Below are 22,746 nucleotides of genomic sequence, written 5' to 3'. Positions count from 1 at the left end.
CTAGTCCCGCTCAGCGGCGCGGCCCACGGATTCACTCCCCGGTAGAGGAGCGAGATGCTGCGCGACCAGCCGACACCAATCCCAACCTGATGCTGGGATTCGGTGTTCCCACTGGTGGGCCGGATGCACCGGAATCCGCTACGCCATCGGCGAACAAGCGCCGCCGGACGCGGTCGGACTCCCTCCGGCCGGTCACGCATACTGCCCCTGGACGGGCGCAGAACCCGTCCACCTGCATTCATACCCGGTATCGGGGCGGTTCTCGCGCAGTTTCCGCGGTGGCGGTGTTCGCCTGGCGAGAAGTCGGGCCGTGGTGACGGTGGTTCAACGGAGGCCCAGGTGGTCGGTACGCCATCCCGGTGGTGTCCGCGTTACCGCTTCGCCCCTACAGCGTTGCACAGCTCGTGATTGTTCCGCCGCCCGAGTCCGACCCCCGGACGTCCCCCGGGACCGGGCCCGGCACCGGCGGCGCCCCGGTCGTTCGGGCACGCGCTGCGGGGCGCGGAGGAGTCTCCTCCGCGCCCCGCGCGTGTGTCGTCGACGCCGTGCACAGCCGCCGGGGCCCCGCACCCGCTCCGGCGTGCCGGCAGCGCCGGGGTCAGGCCGCGTTGGCCTTGTCGTAGGCCTCGCGGACCGTGCTCGGCACGCGGCCGCGGTCGTTGACATCCATGCCCTGCTCCTTGGCCCACGCGCGCACCTTCGCGGTGTCCGGAGCGCTGCCGGAGGGGCGCTGGGCCGTGCCGCGGCCCGGGCGGCGGGGGCCTGCGAGCCGGCCGCTCTGCTTGCGGCCCTTCTCCACGTACGGCGCCAGCAGACCGCGGAGCTTGTCCGCGTTGGCGCTCTTCAGGTCGATCTCGTAGGCAACGCCGTCGAGCGCGAACGTCACCGTCTCGTCCGCCGAACCACCGTCGAGATCGTCTTCAAGAATGACCTGCACCCTCTGTGCCACGGGCTTCCCTTTCCGCTAAACGACCCATTGCCTAAGGAAAGGAAAGCGCTTTTCTCCGGAAAACACAAACCCTTGACCCCGGCGGAGCCGCTCAGAGGTGCAGCAGCATGCGCGAGTTGCCCAGTGTGTTGGGCTTCACCCGCTCCAGGTCAAGGAACTCGGCGACGCCTTCATCGTACGAGCGGAGGAGTTCTTCATAGACATCCGTAGCGATCGCCGCCGGGTCTGTCGTACCATCATCGGTTTCCTGGAGCTCCCCGATCTCGACGAAACCGTGTTTCGCGAAGAACGCGACCTCGAACGTCAAGCAGAAAATCCGACGGACGCCGAGCCAGCGCGCCGTCTGTACCAGCTTCTCCAGCAGCAGATGCCCGATGCCGAAGCCCTGGCAGACCGGATCCACCGCGAGTGTCCGGACCTCGGCGAGGTCCTCCCACATCACGTGCAGGGCGCCGCAGGCCACCACCGCGCCGTTGTCGTCGCGTTCCGCGACCCAGAACTCCTGGACGGATTCGAACAGTGTGACAGTGGGCTTGTCCAGCAGAATGCCGTCGCGCGAGTAGGCGTCGATGAGCCTGCGTACTGCCCGCACGTCCGTGGTCCGTGCGCGGCGGATGGTGACCTCCATGGCGGGACGTTATCGCGTCGGCCCCGGCGCGGTCTCCCCGGTATGCGGTCCGCCGGTATCGGGTCCGCCGGTTTCCGCCCCGTCGGTATCCGGCCCGTCCGCCGGGGAATCGGCCCCCGGCGGATCGGCCGGGAACAGCGCGGCGACCCGCAGCGCGTCCCGGAGTGCCTCGCGTTGCTCGGGCGACATCAGGCCGAAGAAGTGCACCAGGGCGGCCGCCGGATTGTCACTGGTGGCCCAGGCGTCGTTCATCAGGGCCGCCGTGTACGCCTCACGTGAGGAGACCGGTTCATATCGATAGGCCCGGCCGACCCGCTCGCGGCGCAGCCAGCCCTTTCTGTGGAGCTTGTCCAGGACGGTCATCACCGTGGTGTACGCGATTTCGCGTTCCGACCGCAGATCCAGGAGAACCTCGCGAACCGTCACCGGTCGGTTCCACTGCCACACCCGGGTCATGATGGCGTTCTCAAGTTCGCCGAGTTGCCGGACCATAGTGCGGCCAGGATAGGGAGTGATTGGGGCAAATCTTGTGAAGTGCACCAAACCGGCGCGCCGCCACCCCGGGGAATCGGGAATGGCGGCGCGCCGGTCGTCCGGGGCCCGGAACCGTCCGGGACCCCGGGGGATCAGTCGAAGTCTTCCTTGGCCCGCTGGCTCCCGCCCTGGCTGCGGACGATGGCCCGCACCAGGAACCCGAAACCGATCGCCATGACCAGCGGCGGCACGATCGCGCTGACGTAGTCCATCAGGTCACTCCTCCTCGGTCTTCTCCGCCGTCGCGGCGGCAGCCTTCGGCTCCGGCTTCACCAGCGGGAAGAGCACGGTCTCCCGGATGTTCTTGCCGGTCAGCAGCATGATCAGGCGGTCCACGCCGAGGCCGAGGCCACCGGTCGGGGGCATCGCGTACTCCAGGGCGCGCAGGAAGTCCTCGTCCACCTGCATCGCCTCGACGTCGCCGCCGGCCGCCAGCAGGGACTGGGCGGTGAGGCGGGCGCGCTGCTCGACCGGGTCGACCAGCTCGGAGTAGGCGGTGCCGATCTCGGTACCGAAGATCACCAGGTCCCACTTCTCGGCCACGCCCGGGATCGAGCGGTGCTGGCGGGTCAGCGGGGAGACCTCGGTCGGGTAGTCCTTGATGAAGGTCGGCCGGACGGCGTTCTCCTCCAGCAGACGCTCGACCATCTCCAGGACGATCTGGCCGTGGCCCCAGTCCTTCTCGAACGGGATGCCGTGCTCGGCGGCCAGCTTGCGCAGCTCCTCGACGCCGGTCTCCGGGGTGACCTCGGCGCCCAGGCGGGCGGAGATGCCCGGGTAGACGCTGACCTCCTCCCACGGCTCGGCCAGGTCGATCTCGTGCTCGACGCCGTGGGCGTCCACGCCCTTGATCACCGTGGTGCCCAGTGCGTCCCGGGCCGCGTTGACGATCGTCTCGCGGATCAGCTCGGCCTGGGTGTCGTAGTCGCCGTAGGCCTCGTACGACTCCAGCGAGGTGAACTCCGGGTTGTGGGTGGAGTCCGCGCCCTCGTTGCGGAAGTTGCGGTTGATCTCGAAGACCTTCTCGGCGCCGCCGACCACCAGCCGCTTGAGGTACAGCTCGGGGGCGATGCGCATGTAGAGGTCGATGTCGTACGCGTTGATGTGCGTCTTGAACGGACGCGCGTTGGCGCCGCCGTGCACCGGCTGCAGCATCGGGGTCTCGACCTCGATGTAGCCGCGGTCCTCGTAGGTGCGGCGGATCGAGCGGACCACGCGGCTGCGCAGGTGCAGGATCTCGCGGGCCTCGGGGTTGACGATCAGGTCCACGTAGCGCTGGCGGACCCGGGCCTCCGGGTCGGTCAGGCCCTTGTGCTTGTCCGGCAGCGGGCGCAGGCACTTGGCGGTGAGCTCCCAGCGGTCCACCATCACGGACAGCTCGCCGCGCTTGGAGGTGATCACCTCGCCCTCGACGCCGACCTGGTCGCCGAGGTCGATGTCGGCCTTCCAGGCCGCCAGCCGCTCCGCGCCCAGCTTGTCCAGGGAGAGCATCACCTGCAGGTCGCCGGTGCCGTCGCGCAGGGTGGCGAAGCACAGCTTGCCACCGGTGCGGGAGAGGATCACCCGCCCGGTGATGCCGGCCCGCTCGCCGGTCGCGGTGTCCGGCTCCAGGTCCGGGTGCTTGGCACGCAGGTCCGCAATGGTGCTGGTGCGGGGGAATCCGACCGGGTACGGGTCGACGCCGGCCGCCCGGAGCCGGTCCAGCTTCTCGCGCCGGACGCGCATCTGCTCGGGAAGGTCGTCGGTCGCGGGAACAAGACTCTGATCGCTCACCCCACAAGGGTAGCCAGCCACACACGGTGCTCCGTGACGGGACCGGCGGGAAGCGGGCCGGGACCGGCGGGAAGGACAGGCCGGGACGCGGAAGGGGGAGACCGCCGTCGCGGTCTCCCCCCTGCGGGGCGGGCGGGGCGGCTCAGCCGGTGCCGGTGGCGAGCTCGATCTCCTCGGGGGCCTCGTCGGCGGCCGGGGCGGGCCGGGCCGGGGGCTTGGGCCGGCGGCCGAAGAGCTCGGCCGGGGTGGGCATCCGGTGCGGGCGGGGCGGGGTGTTCGCGGCGGCGGGCTCGGCGGGCTGCTCCGGGCGGGAGTCGGTGCTGCTCATGGTGGTCCGTCCTCCTACAGGGGTGGGGTGACTGCTCGGGGGTGCGGCGGGGCTCGGTACGGCCACCAGGTGGCGCGGCTGGCCGGTGGTGAGGGCGAGGCGTTCGCGGACGGCGGCCTCGGCCAGCGCGTGGCAGCGCCCGGCCAGCCGCGAACGGCGCGACCGTTCACCGTGGCCGCAGGGCTGACGGATCAGCCCGCGCAGTGCGGTGAGGTCCTCGGGACCGGGCAGGTACCCGTCGGACACCGCCTCCTCCAGCCGTTCCAGGTAGCCGGGCGCGCTGCCGGGCAGGGCGGAGCGGTAGCGGCCGAGGTCGGCGAGCAGGAAGGCGCGCAGTCGGCCGCCCTCCTGGACGGCCTCGTCGATCGCCTCGGTCAGACGCAGCGCGTCCTGGACGTCCTCCGCCCACAGTTCGGCGCCCGGCCCGGTGAGGGCCGGCCGGTCGGGCACCTGGAGATGGACGGGAACGGCGGGGTGCAGGGCTTGGGCGAGGGCTCGGCGCAGCACGCGGACTTCGTCGGCGCTGAAGGCCATGCCGCCGCGCGATCCGTGTGGCGTAGGCATGGGTTGACACTACGTGACGAATATCCGATTTGTCGGTAACGTCGCGCCGAACCACCCACGTTCGGCCCGACGGGGGGAGCCGGTCAGCTCGGACGGTTGCGTTCGTAGACCAGGCGCAGGCCGATGAGGGTGAGCCAGGGCTCGTGGACGTCGATGGTGGTGGCCTCGCCGAGGACGAGGGGGGCCAGGCCGCCGGTGGCGATCACCTGGACGTCGTCCGGGTCCTTGGCGAGTTCGCGGGCCATCCGGTCGACCAGGCCGTCGACCTGCCCGGCGAAGCCGTAGAGGATGCCGGACTGCATGCCCTCGACGGTGTTCTTGCCGATCACGTTGCGCGGGCGGGCCAGCTCGATCTTGCGCAGCTGGGCGCCGCGGACGCCGAGGGCCTCCACCGAGATCTCGATGCCGGGGGCGATCGCGCCGCCCACGTAGTCGCCGCGGGCGTTGACGGCGTCGAAGGTGGTCGCGGTGCCGAAGTCGACCACGATGCACGGGCCGCCGTACAGGTGGTTGGCGGCCAGGGCGTTGACGATCCGGTCGGCGCCGACCTCCTTGGGGTTGTCCATCAGGACGTGCACCCCGGTCTTCACGCCGGGCTCCACGATCACCGCGGGGACGTCGCCGTAGTAACGGCGGGTCACCTCGCGGAGCTCGTGGAGCACGGCGGGAACGGACGAGCAGATCGCCAGGCCGTCCACGGTGGCCTCCCGGGCCGCGGTGTGGTTGCCCATCAACCCCTGCAGCAGCACCGCCAGTTCATCGGCGGTGCGGCGCGGATCGGTGGAGATCCGCCAGTGTTCCACCACTTCCTCGCCGTCGAACAGGCCGAGCGTGGTCTGGGTGTTGCCGACGTCGATGGTGAGGAGCATGGGGCGCTTTCTGCGAGTCGGGACGGGTCTGCGCTGGTCCTGACGGTCAGGCGCGCAGGTCCAGGCCGATGTCCAGGATCGGCGAGGAGTGCGTGAGCGCGCCCACGGCCAGGTAGTCCACACCAGTCTGGGCGACCTCGCGCGCGTCGGCCAGGGTCAGTCCGCCGGAGGCCTCCAGCTTCGCCCGGCCGGCCACCAGCGCGACGGCCTCCTTCAGCTGCTCGACGGTGAAGTTGTCCAGCAGGATCAGGTCGGCCCCGGCCTCCAGCACCGGCGCGATCTGCTCCACCTCGTCCACCTCGACCTCGACCGGCAGCTCCGGGTACGCGGCCCGGACGGCCCGGAACGCCTCGGCCACACCGCCGGCCGCGACCACGTGGTTGTCCTTCACCAGGGCGGCGTCGGACAGCGCCATCCGGTGGTTGGCGCCGCCGCCGCAGCGCACCGCGAACTTCTCCAGCGCCCGCAGGCCCGGGGTGGTCTTGCGGGTGTCGCGGACCACCGCGCCGGTGCCCTCCAGGGCGTCCGCCCAGGCGCGGGTCGCGGTGGCGATGCCGGACAGGTGGCAGAGCAGGTTGAGCGCGCTGCGCTCGGCGGTCAGCAGGTCGCGGGTGCGGGAGCGGACCGAGAGCAGCACCTGGCCGGCCTCGACCCGGTCACCGTCCTCGACGTGCCGCTCGACCTCGAACTCCTCCTCGCAGATCAGCGAGACGACCGCCTCGGCGACCCGCAGACCGGCCACCACGCCGGCCTGACGGGCGGTGAAGTCGGCGGTGGCGACGGCGTCGGCGGGCACGGTGGCCACCGAGGTGACGTCCTCGCCGCCGGCCAGGTCCTCGGCCAGCGCCAGGGTGGCGATGTCCTCGACCTCGACCGGGTCCAGCCCGGCCTGCTCCAGCAGCTCGGCCAGCTGCGGGTCCAGGCCGGTCTCGTAGCCCTCGCCGTCCCCGCAGGCGCAGCCGTCGCCGCAGCCGCCCTGGTCGGCCAGGGGGAGTTCCTCGTGGGAGTGGGTCATGGTTCTACTGCTCCTCAGGGGTGCTGACGGGGCCGCCGGTGGCGGCGAGGGTGGTGATCAGGTGGCGCCGCCAGTGGGCGTCGTCGCGCTCGGGGAAGTCCTCGCGCCAGTGGCAGCCGCGGGTCTCCTCGCGCTGCGCGGCGGCCGCGACCAGCGCGGTGGAGACCAGCAGCAGGTTGGCGGCCTCCCAGGTCTCCACCCGGGGGTCGGCCGGTTTCTCCTCGGCGACGTGTGCGTAGGCCTGCTCGGCGATCAGGGTGAGCCCGGCCGCGGCGTCGGCCATCGAGGCGGCCGAGCGCAGCACGCCCGCGCCGCGCGACATCAGCCGCTGGACGTCGGCGCGTGCCTCGGACGGCGGCAGCGGGACGGGGTGCGCGGCCTGCGCGGCGGCGACGTCCACGGCGCGCTCGGGCAGCTCGCCGGCCAGGTGCCGCCCGGCCAGGTCGGCCGCGATCCGCTCGGCGAAGACCAGGCCCTCCAGCAGCGAGTTGGAGGCCAGCCGGTTGGCGCCGTGCACCCCGGTGCAGGCGACCTCGCCGCAGGCGTACAGGCCGGGGACGGAGGTACGGCCGTGCCGGTCGGTGCGGACGCCGCCGGAGGCGTGGTGCGCGGCCGGGGCAACGGGGATCGGCTCGGTGACCGGGTCGATGCCGTGGGCGCGGCAGGCGGCGAGGATGGTCGGGAAGCGGTGCTCCCACATCTCGGCGCCGAAGTGCCGCCCGTCCAGGTACATGTGCTCGGCGCCCTGCTCCTGCATGCGCCGGGTGATCGCCTTGGCGACGATGTCGCGCGGGGCCAGCTCGGCCAGCTCGTGCTGCCCGACCATGAAGCGGACGCCGTCCGCGTCCACCAGGTGGGCGCCCTCGCCGCGGACGGCCTCGGAGACCAGCGGCTGCTGGCCCTCGGCCTCGGGGCCGAGCCAGAGCACGGTCGGGTGGAACTGGACGAACTCCAGGTCGGTGACGGCGGCGCCGGCCCGCAGCGCGAGCGCCACACCGTCGCCGGTGGAGACCGCCGGGTTGGTGGTGGCGGAGAAGACCTGGCCCATGCCGCCGGTGGCGAGCACCACCGCACGGGCCCGGACGGCGCCGACGCCGTCCCGCTGACCCTCGCCCATCACGTGCAGGGTGAGGCCGGCCGCGTGGCCCTCGGCGTCGGTCAGCAGGTCGAGCACCAGCGCGTGCTCGATCAGCTCCAGGTCCGGGTCGTCGCGGACGGCGGCGACCAGGGCGCGGGAGACCTCGGCGCCGGTGGCGTCCCCGCCCGCGTGCACGATCCGGCGGCGGTGGTGGCCGCCCTCGCGGGTGAGCAGGATCTCGCCGGCCTCGTCGCGGTCGAAGGCGGCGCCGACCGCGATCAGCCGGCGGACGGCGTCCGGGCCCTCGGTGACCATGGTGCGCACGGCCTCCTCGTCGCAGAGCCCGGCGCCGGCCACCAGAGTGTCGTCCAGGTGCTGCTCGGGGGTGTCCCCCTCGCCCAGGGCGGCGGCTATGCCGCCCTGGGCCCAGCGGGTGGAGCCTTCGTCCAGCATCGCCTTGGTGACCACCATGGCCCGCAGGCCGGCCTTGCGGACGTTGAGGGCGACGGTGAGACCGGCGATGCCGGAGCCGACCACCACCACGTCGGTGGCGGCGGTCCAGCCGGGGGCCGGGGCGGTGAGGCGATGCGTAACGGACATGGCTCAGTGGCTCCTTCAGCGAGAGGCGGCGTCGGCCGCGTCGTCCCGGCCACCGTACGCCGCGTCGCCGCGGAGCAGCCCGGTGCCCTCCTGGGCCTCCGCCGGGTCGCCGCCCAGGCCGGTGATCCGGTTCCGCTCGTCCACGAAGACGATGCTCGGCTCGTAGCCCTTGGCCTCGGCCGTGTCCATCTGCCCGTAGGCGATGAGGATGACCAGGTCGCCGGGGTGGACCAGCCGGGCGGCGGCGCCGTTGATGCCGATCACGCCGGAGCCGCGCGGGCCGGCGATGGTGTACGTCTCCAGCCGGGCGCCGTTGTTGATGTCGACGATGTGGACCAGCTCGCCGGGGAGCAGGTCGGCGGCGTCGAGCAGGTCCTCGTCCACCGTGACGGAGCCGACGTAGTGCAGGTCGGCCTGGGTCACGGTGGCCCGGTGGATCTTGGACTTGAGCATGGTGCGGAGCATGGGGTCACGCCTCCTGTGAGTGCATGCCTGAGGGCTGGGCTACCGAACGGTGGTGCTTAGCGAACGATGATGCGGACGTTGTCGATGAGGCGGGTCGAGCCCACCTGCGCGGCGACGGCCAGCACCGCCTCGCCCTGGAAGCCGTCCGCCGCTTCGCTGAAGTCGTGCGGGTCGATCAGGGCGAGGTAGTCAAGGGTGACACCCTCGGCGGCGTCCAGGACGGCCGAGGCGGCCTCGCGGACGGCCTTCGGGCCCTGGGCGGCGGCGTCCCGGCCGGCGAACAGGGCCTTGGACAGGGCCAGGGCGCGGGCGCGCTCCTCCTCCGAGAGGTAGCGGTTGCGCGAGGACAGCGCCAGGCCGTCCTCCTCGCGGGCGGTCGGCACGCCGACGATCTCGACGTCGAAGTCCAGGTCGGCGACCATCCGCTGGATGACCGCCAGCTGCTGGGCGTCCTTCTCGCCGAAGAAGGCGAAGTCCGGGTCGGTGATGTGCAGCAGCTTGGCGACCACGGTCAGCACGCCGTCGAAGTGGCCGGGCCGGGTGGCGCCCTCGAAACGCTCGCCCATCGGGCCCGCCACGATGCGCACCTGCGGCTCGCCGTTCGGGTAGACCTCCTCGACGGACGGCGCGAAGACCACGTCGGCGCCGTTCTCCTCGGCCAGCTTCACATCGTCGTCGAGGCTGCGCGGGTAGCGCTCCAGGTCCTCGCTCGGGCCGAACTGCAGCGGGTTGACGAAGACCGTCACCGCGACCCGGCCGTCCCGGCCGACCTGCTTGCGGGCGGCCCGGATCAGCGCGGCGTGGCCCTCGTGCAGCGCGCCCATGGTCATCACCACGGCGTTGTCCACCGGCTGCTCGTCCGGCCAGAACGCGGCCTCGAAGTCGTCCACGGTGCGGGTGACGACGGCCCGGTGGACCTTCGGCGTCCGCTGGGGCTTGTTCGGCTGCTTGCCGCGTGCCATCAGGGCTTCTCCTCGTTCAGTACGTCCAGCAGCGCCGCCGCCGACGTGTCGTCGATCGTTCCGTTGGCGAGCGCCCGCTGCGCGGTGGCGCGGGCCATCGCTCGGTACGCCGCCGGGATGTCGGGGGACACCGTACTGAGCTGCGCCAGGTGACGCCGTACGGTGCCCGCGTCGCCCCGGGCGACCGGGCCGGTGAGGGCCGCGTCGGCGGAGCGCAGGCTGTTGTCCAGGGCGGCGCCCAGCAGCGGGCCGAGCATCCGGCCGGGCTCGGCGACGCCGGCCGTGCGCAGCAGCTCCATCGCCTGGGCGACCAGGGTGACCAGGTGGTTCGCGCCGTGAGCGAGGGCGGTGTGGTAGAGCGGGCGGACCTCCTCGGGCACCCACTCGGGCTCGCCGCCCATCTCCACCACCAGCGCCTCGGCGACCGGCCGCAGCTCCTCGGGGGCGGTCACGCCGAACGGGCAGCCGGCCAGCCGGTCCAGGTCGACCGAGGTGCCGGTGAAGGTCATCGCCGGGTGCAGGGCCAGCGGCAGCGCCCCGGCCCGGGTGGCGGGCTCCAGGATGGCGACACCGTGCGCGCCGGAGGTGTGCACGACCAGCTGGCCGGGGCGGACGGCGCCGGTGGCGGCCAGCCCGACCACCAGGTCGGCCAGGGCGTCGTCCGGGACGGTCAGCAGGACCAGGTCGGCGGCGGCCAGCACCTGCGGCGGGGTGACGATCCGCACGCCCGGCAGCAGCGCCTCGGCGCGGCGGCGGGAGGTGGCGGACACCCCGGAGGCGGCGACCACGGTGTGCCCGGCGAGCTGCAGGGCGGCGCCGAGCGCGGGGCCGACCCGGCCGGTGCCGACCACGCCGACGGCGAGTCGGGCCGGACGGTTGCCGGGATCGCTCGGGTCGCCGAGGCCGTCGGCGAGCGGGGCGAACTCGCCGAATTCGGCGAAGTCGGACGGATCCACGCATCCACCCTTGTCGTGAATGACCGTTCCGGTCCACTCATCGGGTACCGGACGTACCGCCCCAGTCTACGGTCGGCGCCCGGACGCCGAGGAGGCTCAGTCGGTGGCCCCGGCGCGGATCAGCCCGGCCTCGTACGCCAGCACCACGGCCTGGACCCGGTCGCGCAGGCCGAGCTTGGCCAGGATCCGGCCGACGTGGGTCTTCACGGTGGCCTCGGAGAGCACCAGCCGGGCCGCGATCTCGCCGTTCGACAGGCCCTGGGCGACCACCAGGAACACCTCGCGCTCGCGCTCGGTCAGCGGGCCGAGGACGTCCGAGCCGGGCGCGCTCTGCGGGGTGGGCAGCACCTCGGCGAAGCGGTCGATCATCCGGCGGGTGGTGGTCGGGGCGACCACCGCGTCCCCGCCGTGCACCGCGCGGATCGCGGCCACCAGCTCGGTCGGCGGGACGTCCTTGAGCAGGAAACCGCTGGCGCCGGCCTTGAGCGCGGCGAAGGCGTACTCGTCCAGGTCGAAGGTGGTGAGGATCAGCACGTGCGGGGCGCCCGGCAGCGGGCTGCCGTCCTCGGCGAGGCAGATCCGGCGGGTCGCCTGCACGCCGTCCAGGCGCGGCATCCGGACGTCCATCAGGATCACGTCCACCGTGGTGTGCCGCAGCAGCTCCAGGGCCTGCGCGCCGTCGCCCGCCTCGGCGGTGATCTCGATGTCGCCCTGCGACTGCAGGATCATCCGGAACCCGGTGCGCAGCAGTTCCTGGTCGTCGACGAGCATCACGCGGATGGTCAAGGTGGCTCCTAGAGAGAGGGCGGAGGGTCAGTGTGCGGCCTTGAGCGGCAGGACGGCGCGGATCCGGAAGCCGCCGCCGGGGCGGGGGCCCACGTCGAGGCTGCCGCTGACCATGCCGACCCGCTCGCGCATGCCGATCAGGCCGTGGCCGAGACCGTCCGTGCCGCCGGAGGCCAGCTGTTCGTCGGTGCTGCCGCGCCCGTCGTCCTCCACCAGCACGGCCAGCTCGCGCTCGCCGAAGTCGACCGCGACCCGGGCGTGCACATCGGGGCCGCCGTGCTTGCGGACGTTGGTGAGCGCCTCCTGGACGATCCGGTAGACGGTCAGCTCGACACCGCGCGGCAGCTCGCGCGGGTGCCCGGAGGTCGCGTAGTCCACCTGCAGTCCGGCCGTGCGGACCTGCTCCAGCAGCTCCGGCAGCTCCTCCACGCCCGGCTGCGGCACGTACTCCTCGGCGGTGTCGGCGGTGCGCAGCACGCCCAGCAGGCGGCGCATCTCGACCAGCGCCTGGCGGCCGGTGGAGGCGATCGTGCCGAGCGCCTCCTTCGCCTGCTGCGGGGAGTTGTCGAGGACGTACGCGGCGCCGTCGGCCTGGACGATCATCACCGAGACGTTGTGCGCGACCACGTCGTGCAGCTCGCGGGCGATCCGGGCCCGCTCGGCGGCGACCGCCACCTTGGCCTGGGCGTCCCGCTCGCGCTCCAGCCGGGCGGCGCGGTCCTCCAGCTCGGTCAGGTAGGCGCGGCGCACCCGGGTCAGCCGGCCCCACGCCCAGCACAGGATGAACGGCGTGCTCATCAGCAGCATGATCAGCGCTGCTTCACCGAGGTTGTAGTCGCGGGAGATGTAGTGACCGGAGTTCTCGCGGACCGTCTTCATCGGGTGCATCTGCCAGAACACCAGCGGCCCGGCGGACAGCCCGGCGACCAGCGCCAGCCGCGAGGTCCACTTCTGGCCGAAGGCGGCGCCGGTGTAGGCGAAGACCAGGTAGGCGATCGAGGAGGCGCCCGGCTCGACGCCGGCGAGCACCTGGCTGACGCCGAGGCCGGTGGCGGCGGCCACGGTGACGTCGGGATAGCGCCGGCGGACGACCATCAGCGCGGGCAGCACCAGCGCGACCAGGATGTTCGCGTCGAAGCGCCAGCCGCCGTCGGGGAAGTTGCCGTCCGGGAGCAGGCCGAGGAAGAGCACGATCGCCGCCCATGCGGCGTCGACCACCATGGGGTGACGGCGGAGCCAGGCGTTGAGTCGATGCACGTGTCCAGCGTAGGCAGTCGCTCCACGTGTCCAGGTCCGCCGGTAGGGCGATCCGTCCTACTCCGTAGGTCGGAGAAGCCCCGGCTCCGATTGGGAGGGCCTTCCGGCTGCCGGGTAGCGTCCCGCCCCATGACTTGGATGCGGTGGGCGCCCGCCATGGAACAGGCCCTCTACGACCCCGACCGGGGCTTCTACCGCAGGCCCGAGGGCCCGGCCGGGCACTTCCGCACCTCGGTGCACGCCTCGCCGAGGTTCGCCCGTGCGGTGGCCCGGCTGCTCCTCCAGGTTGACGCGGCCCTCGGTCGTCCGGAGGAGCTGGCCTTCGTCGACGTCGGGGCCGGTCGGGGGGAACTGCTGACCGGGGTCCTGGCCGAGCTGCCCGCCGAGGTGCTGGCGCGGCTGCGCCCGTACGGCGTGGAGATCGCGGACCGCCCGGCCGGGCTCCCGTCCACAGCCCTGTGGACGGACGAGCTGCCGCAGGGCGTGACCGGGCTGCTGTTCGCCAACGAGTGGCTGGACAACGTGCCGCTGGACGCCGGCGAAGTGGACGAGGACGGAGTGCTGCGCTGCGTCGAGGTGGACACCGAGAGCGGAGCGCTGCGGCTGGGCGCGGAGGCGCCGGAGGCGGAATCGGCCTGGGCCGCGCGCTGGTGGCCGGTCTCGGAGCCCGGGGAGGTGGTGGAGTTCGGCGGACCGCGGGACGCCGCCTGGGCGCGGGCCGTCGCCGGACTGGAGCGCGGCCTGGCCGTCGCGGTCGACTACGGGCACACGGCGGGGCGGCGGCCGCCCCTCGGCACCTTCACCGGCTTCCGGGACGGCCGGGAGGTGTCCCCGGTGCCGGACGGCTCCTGCGACGTGACCGCGCACGTGGCCCTGGACGCCATCGCCGTCCCCGGTCTCCACAGCCTGTGGACGACGCAGCGCGAGGCCCTGCGCGCGCTCGGCGTGAGCGGCGGGCGCCCGCCGCTCCTGCTCGCCTCCACCGACCCGGCGGGCTACCTGCGGGCGCTGAGCGGGGCGGGGGAGGGGGCCGAGCTGACCGACCCGAACGGGCTGGGCGGCTTCGGGTGGCTGCTGCAGGCTGTCCGCATGCCGCCCCCTGAGATTTTGAGGAGGGCGGCGAGCTTGGAGCTCCTGCCGGGATGGCAGACTCTGGGGGCATGAGGGAGACCACGGTCGGCATCGGGGCGGGAGCCGAGAACGTCAGCGGCGCGGCGGGCACCACCGACATGGTGCTCAACATCGGCCCGCAGCACCCGGCCACGCACGGCGTGCTGCGGCTGCGCCTGCTGCTCGACGGCGAGCGCATCATCACCGCCGAGCCGGTGATCGGCTACATGCACCGGGGCGCGGAGAAGCTGTTCGAGGCCCGTGACTACCGGCAGATCATCATGCTGGCCAACCGGCACGACTGGCTCTCCGCCTTCTCCAACGAACTCGGCGTCGTCCTCGGCGTCGAGCGGATGCTCGGCATGGAGGTCCCCGAGCGGGCGGTCTGGATCCGCACCCTGCTCGCCGAACTCAACCGGGTGCTCAACCACCTGATGTTCCTCGGCTCCTACCCGCTGGAGCTCGGCGGCATCACCCCGATCTTCCACGCCTTCCACGGCCGCGAAGACCTCCAGCACGTCCTGGAGGAGGCTTCCGGCGGCCGGATGCACTACATGTTCAACCGGGTCGGCGGCCTCAAGGAGGACCTCCCGGCGGGCTGGCTCGGCCGGGTCCGCGCCGCCGTCGCCAAGGTGCGGTCGGAGATGCCGGTGTTCGAGGAACTCGTCCTCGGCAACGAGATCTTCCGCGCCCGCACCGCCGGCGTCGGCACCCTCACCCGGGCACAGGCCGAGGCCTACGGGGTCAGCGGCCCCATCGCCCGGGCCAGCGGCCTCGACCTCGACCTGCGCCGCGACGAGCCCTACCTCGCGTACGGCTCCGAGGAACTGCGGCAGGTGCTCACCGTGGTCACCCGCGAAGAGGGCGACTGCCTGGCCCGCTTCGAATGCCTGCTGGAACAGAGCCTCAACGCCCTGGACCTCGCCGACGCCTGCCTTGACAAGCTCGCCACCCTGCCGCCCGGCCCGGTCAACCAGCGGCTGCCCAAGGTGCTCAAGGCACCCGAGGGCAGCACCTACGCGTGGACCGAGAACCCGCTCGGGATCAACGGCTACTACCTGGTCTCGCGCGGCGACAAGACGCCCTGGCGGCTCAAGCTGCGCTCGGCGTCCTTCAACAACATCCAGGCGCTGACCGAACTGCTGCCGGGGACGCTGGTCGCGGACATGGTGGCGATCCTGGGGTCGATGTTCTTCGTCGTCGGGGACATCGACAAGTAGGTCAGTCCTTCTTGGCCTTCTTGCCCGTCCTGGTCGGGTCCGCCTTCTTGGCGGGGTCCTTCCTGATCGGGTCGGCCGGGTGCGGGGCGATCCTGCGGTCGCCCTTGGTGGCGATCCGCTCCTCGCACAGGCGGGCCAGCACGTCGTACGCCGCCCCGCCCATCAGCTCGGTGAGCTCGGGGCGGTAGCTGACGTACACCGGCTCCGCGCCCTGGTGGGCCGCCGGGGCGCCGGTGCACCACCAGTGCAGGTCGTGGCCGCCCGGGCCCCAGCCACGGCGGTCGTACTCGCCGATCGAGACCTGGAGGTAGCGGGTGTCGTCCGGGCGGTCGATCCAGTCGTAGGTGCGGCGGATCGGCAGCTGCCAGCAGACGTCCGGCTTGGTCTCCAGCGGCTCGCGGCCCTCCTTGAGTGCCAGCGCGTGCAGGGCGCAGCCGGCGCCGCCCGCGAAGTCCGGGCTGTTCACGAAGATGCAGGCGCCGTTGACCCGGCGGGTCTGGCGGTCGCCGTCCTCGTCCAGCATGGTGATGCCGCGGGCGCCGCCGTTACCGCCGTTGCCGGGGTCGGAGACCAGTCGGCCCTTGGCGTCGGTGCCCTCGGCGAAGTTCTCCCACAGCTCGGGCGTCAGCCGCGCCGCGTGGCCCAGGACGCGCTTCTCGTCGTCCTCGTCCGAGTAGTGCGCGCCCAGCGTGCAACAGCCGTCCGACTCGCCGCGGCCCTCACGGATGCCGTGGCAGCCCTGGCCGAACACGCAGGACCAGCGGGAGGTCAGCCAGGTGAGGTCGCAGCGGAACACCTGCTCCTCGTCGGCGGGGTCGGCGAACTCGACCCAGGCGCGCGGGAAGTCGAGCGGGACCTCGTCGCGCGGGATCTCGCGGCGCAGGGTCGGCATCGCGAGGTCGACGGGGGCGGGGGAGGCCGGGGGCTTCGCCTTGGCCTTCTTCTTGGACGTTTCTGCTGGTGCCACCCGGCAAGGGTAGAGCTTTCGCGGGCGTGGTGACGGGGTCGGTGCGCGTGGCGGCGGTTTCGGCACGGCGCTCGGGCCGGGTTCGGGCCGGGCTCAGGCCGGGTTCGGCGCCGGCTTCGGCACGGGGCCGGGCGGGGGCCCGGTACGGGTGAAGGCGGGGTGAAGAGGTCCGTCGGGCGCTGCGGGCAGGCCCGGGAGCGTGCCTAGGATGGCGGTCCGCTACGGGGAGGTACGGGGATGGCAGGCGGCAGCACCGGGGCGTCCGACCGCGCGGGCGGCGCGTTCGTCCTCAAGCCGTGGGAACTGCACGGCGAGGGGCGGGAGTTCGAGAAGATCGGGGGCGAGCTGACGAAGGCCGTCGCCGCCCTGGAACGGGACCTCGCCGCGCTCGGCGCCCCCTGGGGAACGGACACGCCGGGCAGCGGCTTCGCCACCGTGTACGGTCCGGCGCACGGCGAACTCGTCGGCGGGCTGCGGGGGTTGGCCGGACGGGTGGGGAAGGTCGGGACCGGGCTGCACGCGATGGCCGAGCGGACGACGGACACGGACACCTCGGCGGCGAGCGGCTTCGGCGGTGGGGTCGAGGGCGTGACCGGGCCCGGGCCCGGGGCGGCGGCGGTGTCCGCGGTCTATTCGACGACGGGGGCAACCCCGGGGGCGGCGCCCGCCGTCCCCAAGGACATGTCGGTCTGACGGACCCGGCTCGGAGGGGGAAGCGCGTGTCCCGGAAACTGCCCGAGGAACTGGCCCCGGTGCTGGCCAGGACCGGCCACCAGTGGCCGCAGGCCGACGAGGAGGGCCTGCGCAAGGCGGCCGGAGTCTGGCGGGAGTTCGGCAAGGAGGCCGACCGCCTCACCCGCCGCTGCGGCGAGTCCGTCCAGCGCGTCACCGCCGACAACTCCGGCCACGCGGTCGAAGCCTTCGGCGCGTACTGGCAGGCCTTCAGCGGCGGCGGCAAAGGCCACCTGGACGACGCGCACGCCGCGGTCGGGCTGGTCGCCGGCGCCTTCGACACGGCCGCGCGGGCCGTGGACACCTGCAAGGCCGAGATCATCGCGACCCTGCAACAGCTCGCCGCCGACCTCGCGCAGGCCGAGGAGCAGGCCGCCAAGGCCAAGGAGGCGGCGGGCAAGCTCGCCGCGGCGGCCGATGGCGCCCCCGGGCCGGGGGCGGAGAACAGCGGGGTGGTCGGCGGGCTGAAGAAGGCCGTCGGCGGCCTCGCGACCACGGTGCAGAACACCGCCACCGAACAGGTCGCGGCGGGCGTGGCGGCCGTCGTCGTCGACGCCGCCGCGCTGAAGATCGGCGGGCTGCTCGCCGAACTCGGCCGTGCCATGAAGGACGCGCTCGCCACCGTGCTCAAGGAACCGGCCGCCGTCGCCCTGCTCCGGCTCGGCACCGCGCAGGGGACGGGGATCACCGCCGCCTCGTACCGCACCGGCGCCTTCGACCCGCTCGCCGCCGGACTGCCCGTCGCCCTCGGCGAACCGGGCGTGCTCGGCGCGGACGGCACGGGGCTGGTCCTGCTCGCGGGCAAGGACGGCAAACAGCTGGTCGGCGTGCCCGGGCTCACCGTCAAGCTCGACGAACACGGGCAGCCCGTCCTCGGCCAGGACGGTCGGCCGGTCATCCTCCGGGCCGACGGCACGCCGGTGGGCGACCCCTCCGGGCTGCTGGTCGTCCCGGGGCCGGACGGCAAACCGGTCGTCGGGGTGGCCGACCTGGCCGTCCGGCTGGACGAGCACGGGCAGCCGGTGCTCACCGACGAACACGGCCAGGAGGTCCACGGGCTGCCCGTCGTGGGGCTGCCACCCGCCGGGCTGCCCGAGACACCGGACAAGCCGGCCACCGCGGACGGGAAGCCGGCCGACGGCACGGGGCCGGACGGCAAGCCGGATCCGAAGACGCCCGGCGTGGTGACCGTGGCCTCGGCCGTCGTGGCGGACCCGGGTGCGGTCGTGGGCGGGGCGGACACCGCCGTCGCCGCGAGCGCGCCCGCCGGTGCGGTGGCGGCGGGGGCCTCGTACGCGACCGGGGGCTGGCAGGGGCAACACCGGGCGGTGGCCGGCGGTGCCGACTGGACGCCGCCGGCGCGCGACGACGGGTCTCCCGGGCGGTCCGTCGCCGCGCCGGTCCGCCAGGGCGGCGGGTCGGCGGGCTGGGCGGACGGCGACTACCCGCTCCAGGCCCCTGCGGCTTCGGGTTCAGCTCCGGCTTCGGTTGCGACGTCGGCTTCGGCTCCGGCACACGGTGGGGGCGGTGGGGGCGGCGGGCCGGTGACCGTACGGACCGACTCGGTGAGCGCGCCGCCCGCGCCCAGTGCCGCGCAGTCCTCCAACAGCTCCTCCGGCTCCTCGTACACACCGGCGCCGGACGCCCCGCCGGCGATCCGGCCGGTCGGCGTCGCCGGGCCGTTCGGGACACCGGCGTACGGCGCCGGGTACCCGGTGGCCGGAGGGGTGGGTGCAGTCGGTGCGGTCGGGGCCGTTGGTGCGGTCGGGGCCGTTGGCGCGGTCGGGCCAGGGCCGCTCGCGGGCGGCGGCGGAGGGCCTGCCGCGCAGGTGGCGGCACCGTTCGGCAGCGGGACGGGTGCTGCCGCGCCGCAGCCCGCCGTCGGCGAACCCCGGCCGGGCGCTCCCGCACCCCGCACCCCGGTCGGCGCCGCGCCGCACCCCGTCACCGGTCCGCCGACCCCGGTTCCGGTCACACCGCCGATCGTCGGCACCACCCCGGTGCTCGGCCGGCCCGAGCCGCACCACGTCGACACCCGACGCCGGGACACTGCCGAGACCGTCGCCGACCCCACCCTCGCGTGGGGCGCCGTCCCGGTCGCGACCGCCCACGCCATGGCCCTCCAACTCGCCCTGCGCGCACGGCGCGGAGCCCACCCCGACGACCCGGCCGCCCAGCCGCGCAGCATCACCGACAGCCGCCCGTACGGGCTGCCCGGCGGGCTCGGCCCGGTCGACCCGGAACACCAGGCCGAACTCGAACGCCGCGCACCCCGCGACGCGGACGGGCTCCCGGTCCGCCACCCCCACCCGGCCATCGGCGGCTGGGCGGAGGCCGTCAACGCCGGCGGCTACCGCGAACCGGGCCGGGCCAACAACAGCCTGGAGATCGCCCTCTCCGCCGTCGAGTGTCACACCGGCCGACCCACCTGCGCCGCCCCGCGCATCCCCACCGAGGGGGACGCCGGCGAACGCGGCGGCCGGGACCGCGCCGAACGCGAACTCGGCGCCCCCTTCCGTGACCTGGGCGACGGCGACCAGGCCATCGACCGCCTCGCCGACGACCTCCGCCGCGCCGGCCACGGCTCTCAGGCCGTCCTCCTCACCCTGGACGCCTTCGGCCGCCCGCATGCCTGGAACGCCGTCAACCACCAGGACACCGTCACCTACCTCGACCACCAACTCGCCCGCCAGGGCCCCACCCCCCTCCACCCCGCCACCCACGGCCTCTGGGCCATCGCCCTCACCCCGGAAGGCCGCCCCCTCGCCCTCACCCCCACCGGCTAGCCACCCGCAGTTTGCGCAGGAAGTCGACCAGGCCGACTTCCTGCGCTCGCTCACCTCCGCCAGGGCAAATATGCAGACCGGTCTCCATATTGGCCGGATGGGGACGGAAAGCGTGCGTGCGTGAGAAGTCGACCGGGCCGACTTTTCGCGTGCTGGGTCGGTATGTAGACCGATCGCCGGGGTTGGGTGGGCGTTGCGCGAGAAGTCGGCGGGGTCGACTTCCTGTGTGCGGTGGGGGTCGGCTACCCGTAAATCTGTAGCTGGTCGCCATATTTTTGCCTATGTGCGTGGGAAGTCGGGCGGGCCGACTTTTCGTGCGTGGGCTCGCTGTGGATCTGTAGACCGGCCTTGATGGTCGTGCAGGGGTGGGCGGGATTTGCTCAGGCAGTCGGTGGGGTCGACTTTCTGCGTGAGCCGGCAGGGGAGTTCGGGTGGAGGCGGCACTCCTTGGTGTGAGGGCGTAGGGTCGCGGCGCGGTCGGGTTGGGTGTCGGGGACGGGGGTGGCCGGGTGGTTTCGCGGGCGCAGGCGGTGGCGGCGGGGCATCGGTGGATCAACGGGGATCTTCCGCAGGGCGCCGGGGTGGTGCGGCGGGTGTGCGCGCACGAGTTCGAGCTCGGGTGGGTGGTGTGGGCGGAGCCCGCGCGTGTGGAGGTGGATCCGCGGACCGGTGAGCGGCGGGCGCCCGAGGAGGTGGGGGCTGCCTGTGCCGTGGTGGACCGGGAGAGCGGGCGGTTCACGGTGTGGCCCTCGGTGCCGGTGGACGAAGTGGTCGGGCTGTACCGGGACTTCGTCGGCGCGGGCGGGTACGACCCGACCCGGCCGCCGGCGACCGGCCGCGGTGCCCGTGCCGAGCTGACGTACCGGGACGACGCGGGCGAGGAGCGGTCGCTGGCGCTGCGTTCGGCGGCGGGCCTGCCGCATCCGGCGCTGCGCGGCTGGTGGTGGCTGCGCGAGCAGGGGGTGGCGGCCGGGGACGTGCTGGCCGTCCGGACCGACCTGCGGATGAGCGCCCTGCCCGGCGGCTACTGGGCCCACGCGCTGGCCGCCGAACTGCCGGACGCCCGGGTCGACTTCGAGTTGCCGTACGGCCCGCGGTTCGACCACCGGGCCGCCGCCGTACGGGCGCTGCCCGCGCCCCCGGACGGGCCGGCCCGCAACCGGGTGCCCTTCCCCCGCCCGGTGCGGAACGCGCCGGACGAGCCCGACGCGGCGCTCGCCGCGCGGCTCGCGGAGCGGTTCGGCCCGGCGGGTGTGCAGCGTTTCGACCCGGCGGACGTGGCGCGGGCCGAACTGCCCGGGAACGCGGCCGCGTTGCTGCTGGCAGTGGGTGTGCCGACGGCCGTGCCGGGGTTCTTCGCCCTGCACCACCCCGGCGCGGAGGCGATCGCGGGCGGCACCCGCCCCGGCACCGTGCTGCCGCCGCTGGCGGCCCACCTGGCGGCGCTCGGCCGCGGCGCCCGGGTGGCCGAGCGCGAGCGTCCGGCGCTCGCCGGGCAGCTGGTGCTGGGGACGGACGGCTGGGCGCTGGTGGCCCTCGACACGGTGGACGGTGCCGTCCGGGCGGTGGATCCGGACTACGCGACCGCCCGCCACTGCAACGCGGACCTGCGCGCCTTCGTCCGCTGCCTGGAGGTGTTCGCCGGCTGGTGGCCCGCCCTGCGCGGCCTCGGCCCGGTGGCGGCGGGCGAGGCGGTGGACGGTCTGCAGCGTGCTCTGGTGGAGGCGGACGGTTCGGTCTTCGCCGATCCGGAGAACTGGTGGGCCGTCATCGTGGAGCAGCTGTGGGACGGCCTGCTGTGACGGGACGCCGGGGAACCTGACGCCGGGGGGCGAACGCCAGGGAGCCGGAGGCCGCCGAGGGCCCGGACGCCGCCCCGGACCAGCGTGAATACCGTCGCAACCCCCCTCGCCCGGGCCCGGATCGCGTAGCGTGGAGAGTTATGCGACTCGGTGTTCTCGACGTAGGTTCCAACACGGTCCACTTCCTCGTGGTGGACGCCCATCCGGGCGCCGCCCCGCTGCCCGCGTACTCCCACAAGGCCGAACTGCGCCTGGCCGAGCTGCTGGACGAGGACGGCTCGATAAACGAGGCCGGTATCGAGCGGCTGGTCGGCCACATCGCGTCCTCGCTGCGGGTCGCCGAGGACAAGGGTGTCGTCGACATCCTGCCGTTCGCCACCTCCGCCGTGCGCGAGGCCGCGAACGGCGAGGAGGTGCTGCGCCGGGTGACCGCCGAGACCGGTGTCGAGCTGCGGGTGCTCTCCGGGCAGGACGAGGCCCGGCTCACCTTCCTGGCGGTTCGCCGCTGGTTCGGCTGGTCCTCCGGCCGGCTGCTCAACCTGGACATCGGCGGCGGCTCGCTGGAGATCGGCTGCGGTCTGGACGAGCAGCCGGACGTCGCCTGCTCGCTGCCGCTGGGCGCCGGGCGGCTGACCGCCCGCTGGCTGCCCGGGGACGTCGCGGACCCGGACGGGCTGCGCGAGCTGAGACGCCACATCCGGGCCGAGATGGCCACCGTGGTCGGCGAGATCTCCCGGCTCGGGCCGCCGCAGCACGCGGTCGCCACCTCCAAGACCTTCAAGCAGCTGGCCCGGATGACCGGCGCCGCGCCCGCCGACGCCGGCCCGTACACCGACCGCCGGCTCACCCGCAGCGGGCTTGGCGCCTGGCTGCCGCGGCTGGCCACGATGACCGTCGCCGAGCGCGCCCAGATCCCCGGCGTCTCCGAGGGCCGTGCCAAGCAGTTGCTGGCCGGCGCGCTGGTCGCCGACGCCGCGATGGACCTGTTCGGCCTCGACGAGCTGGACGTCTGCCCGTGGGCGCTGCGCGAGGGCATCATCCTGCGCCGCCTGGACGCCATGGACAGCCCCGCCGACCGGCGCCGACCGGCGTTGACTCCGTAGGACGGCGTCCCGTTCGGAGCGAGCTCCGCTTACGCTGTCTCCCGTGGTGCAACCAGCGGGCGAGGACGGGACGCGGGAGGGCCGCGCTCCCGGGGACGGGCAGCCGCGGCCGGACAGCCCGCGCCGCCGGCTCGGCAAGGCGGTCAAGGGCGCCACCGCCGCGCAGGCCGCCAAGGCTGTGAAGGCGGCCCAGCGCACCACGAAGAAGGCCGCCACGAAGAAGGCTGCCACGAAGGACGCCCCGAAGACGGCCGCACCGAAG

The 22,746-nt window shown here is 73.7% G+C and carries 20 protein-coding genes; 6 read left to right on the top strand and 14 right to left on the bottom strand.

The window, feature by feature from the left end; translation table 11 throughout:
- Nucleotides 1-598: 598 nt before the first annotated feature.
- The 13 genes from ACZ52R_RS00300 to ACZ52R_RS00240 form a co-directional block, all read right to left on the bottom strand.
- Nucleotides 599-949: a histone-like nucleoid-structuring protein Lsr2 gene (locus ACZ52R_RS00300; RefSeq protein WP_360495746.1), complete on the bottom strand. Its 351-nt coding sequence runs from the start codon at nucleotides 947-949 to the stop codon at nucleotides 599-601.
- A gap of 91 nt (nucleotides 950-1,040) precedes the next feature.
- Nucleotides 1,041-1,577: an amino-acid N-acetyltransferase gene (locus tag ACZ52R_RS00295; protein ID WP_465615938.1), complete on the bottom strand. Its 537-nt coding sequence runs from the start codon at nucleotides 1,575-1,577 to the stop codon at nucleotides 1,041-1,043.
- A gap of 9 nt (nucleotides 1,578-1,586) precedes the next feature.
- A complete protein-coding gene (locus ACZ52R_RS00290) occupies nucleotides 1,587-2,069 on the bottom strand; it encodes a BlaI/MecI/CopY family transcriptional regulator (RefSeq protein ID WP_465615940.1) in 483 nt (160 codons plus the stop codon).
- A gap of 258 nt (nucleotides 2,070-2,327) precedes the next feature.
- Nucleotides 2,328-3,884 (bottom strand): bifunctional lysylphosphatidylglycerol synthetase/lysine--tRNA ligase LysX, encoded by a 1,557-nt coding sequence (gene lysX, locus ACZ52R_RS00285; protein ID WP_360495738.1) that lies wholly within the window; start codon nucleotides 3,882-3,884, stop codon nucleotides 2,328-2,330.
- Nucleotides 3,885-4,026: 142 nt separating this feature from the next.
- Nucleotides 4,027-4,776: a hypothetical protein gene (locus ACZ52R_RS00280; protein ID WP_360495736.1), complete on the bottom strand. Its 750-nt coding sequence runs from the start codon at nucleotides 4,774-4,776 to the stop codon at nucleotides 4,027-4,029.
- An 83-nt stretch (nucleotides 4,777-4,859) separates the two neighbouring features.
- Nucleotides 4,860-5,645, bottom strand: coding sequence for a type III pantothenate kinase (locus tag ACZ52R_RS00275; RefSeq protein WP_360495734.1), 786 nt, complete (start codon nucleotides 5,643-5,645; stop codon nucleotides 4,860-4,862).
- A 46-nt stretch (nucleotides 5,646-5,691) separates the two neighbouring features.
- Nucleotides 5,692-6,660 (bottom strand): carboxylating nicotinate-nucleotide diphosphorylase, encoded by a 969-nt coding sequence (nadC, locus tag ACZ52R_RS00270; protein WP_360495731.1) that lies wholly within the window; start codon nucleotides 6,658-6,660, stop codon nucleotides 5,692-5,694.
- Nucleotides 6,661-6,664: 4 nt separating this feature from the next.
- Complete coding sequence (locus ACZ52R_RS00265) at nucleotides 6,665-8,338, bottom strand: L-aspartate oxidase (protein WP_465615945.1); 1,674 nt, start codon at nucleotides 8,336-8,338, stop codon at nucleotides 6,665-6,667.
- A 15-nt stretch (nucleotides 8,339-8,353) separates the two neighbouring features.
- A complete protein-coding gene (gene panD, locus ACZ52R_RS00260; RefSeq protein ID WP_360495726.1) occupies nucleotides 8,354-8,803 on the bottom strand; it encodes an aspartate 1-decarboxylase in 450 nt (149 codons plus the stop codon).
- 56 nt (nucleotides 8,804-8,859) lie between these two features.
- Nucleotides 8,860-9,765 carry a pantoate--beta-alanine ligase gene (gene panC / locus ACZ52R_RS00255; RefSeq protein WP_465615947.1) on the bottom strand — a complete coding sequence of 302 codons (906 nt, stop codon included), beginning with the start codon at nucleotides 9,763-9,765 and terminating at the stop codon, nucleotides 8,860-8,862.
- Nucleotides 9,765-10,616 (bottom strand): Rossmann-like and DUF2520 domain-containing protein, encoded by an 852-nt coding sequence (locus tag ACZ52R_RS00250; RefSeq protein ID WP_465752563.1) that lies wholly within the window; start codon nucleotides 10,614-10,616, stop codon nucleotides 9,765-9,767. Before ACZ52R_RS00250 ends, panC begins: the two co-directional genes overlap by 1 nt.
- A 201-nt stretch (nucleotides 10,617-10,817) precedes the next feature.
- A complete protein-coding gene (locus ACZ52R_RS00245) occupies nucleotides 10,818-11,507 on the bottom strand; it encodes a response regulator (RefSeq protein WP_465752302.1) in 690 nt (229 codons plus the stop codon).
- 27 nt (nucleotides 11,508-11,534) lie between these two features.
- A complete protein-coding gene (locus ACZ52R_RS00240; RefSeq protein WP_360495715.1) occupies nucleotides 11,535-12,764 on the bottom strand; it encodes a sensor histidine kinase in 1,230 nt (409 codons plus the stop codon).
- Between the two features lie 129 nt (nucleotides 12,765-12,893).
- Between ACZ52R_RS00240 and ACZ52R_RS00235 the strand changes: the two genes are divergently transcribed.
- Together ACZ52R_RS00235 and ACZ52R_RS00230 are read left to right on the top strand one after the other, a co-directional pair.
- On the top strand, nucleotides 12,894-13,928 hold the full coding sequence (locus ACZ52R_RS00235) for an SAM-dependent methyltransferase (protein WP_465615950.1): 1,035 nt from the start codon (nucleotides 12,894-12,896) through the stop codon (nucleotides 13,926-13,928).
- Nucleotides 13,925-15,094: an NADH-quinone oxidoreductase subunit D gene (locus ACZ52R_RS00230; RefSeq protein WP_360495709.1), complete on the top strand. Its 1,170-nt coding sequence runs from the start codon at nucleotides 13,925-13,927 to the stop codon at nucleotides 15,092-15,094. Before ACZ52R_RS00235 ends, ACZ52R_RS00230 begins: the two co-directional genes overlap by 4 nt.
- Nucleotide 15,095: 1 nt before the next feature.
- Here ACZ52R_RS00230 and ACZ52R_RS00225 read toward each other — a convergent pair whose 3' ends face one another.
- Nucleotides 15,096-15,986: a DUF3109 family protein gene (locus ACZ52R_RS00225; protein ID WP_465616356.1), complete on the bottom strand. Its 891-nt coding sequence runs from the start codon at nucleotides 15,984-15,986 to the stop codon at nucleotides 15,096-15,098.
- Nucleotides 15,987-16,298: 312 nt separating this feature from the next.
- Here ACZ52R_RS00225 and ACZ52R_RS00220 point away from each other — a divergent pair, with 312 nt between their 5' ends.
- From ACZ52R_RS00220 to ACZ52R_RS00205, 4 genes are all read left to right on the top strand, one after another.
- Complete coding sequence (locus ACZ52R_RS00220; protein WP_465615952.1) at nucleotides 16,299-16,754, top strand: WXG100 family type VII secretion target; 456 nt, start codon at nucleotides 16,299-16,301, stop codon at nucleotides 16,752-16,754.
- A 26-nt stretch (nucleotides 16,755-16,780) separates the two neighbouring features.
- Entirely contained in the window at nucleotides 16,781-19,579 is a 2,799-nt protein-coding gene (locus ACZ52R_RS00215) for a toxin glutamine deamidase domain-containing protein (protein WP_465662509.1), read from the top strand.
- A gap of 509 nt (nucleotides 19,580-20,088) precedes the next feature.
- Complete coding sequence (locus tag ACZ52R_RS00210) at nucleotides 20,089-21,381, top strand: SUKH-4 family immunity protein (protein ID WP_465662507.1); 1,293 nt, start codon at nucleotides 20,089-20,091, stop codon at nucleotides 21,379-21,381.
- 140 nt (nucleotides 21,382-21,521) lie between these two features.
- Complete coding sequence (locus tag ACZ52R_RS00205; RefSeq protein WP_465615958.1) at nucleotides 21,522-22,484, top strand: Ppx/GppA family phosphatase; 963 nt, start codon at nucleotides 21,522-21,524, stop codon at nucleotides 22,482-22,484.
- Nucleotides 22,485-22,746: the final 262 nt, after the last annotated feature.

The sequence above is a fragment of the Kitasatospora sp. NPDC034023 genome (genome assembly GCF_055575795.1).
This window is presented reverse-complemented; position numbering and strand designations above follow the sequence as displayed.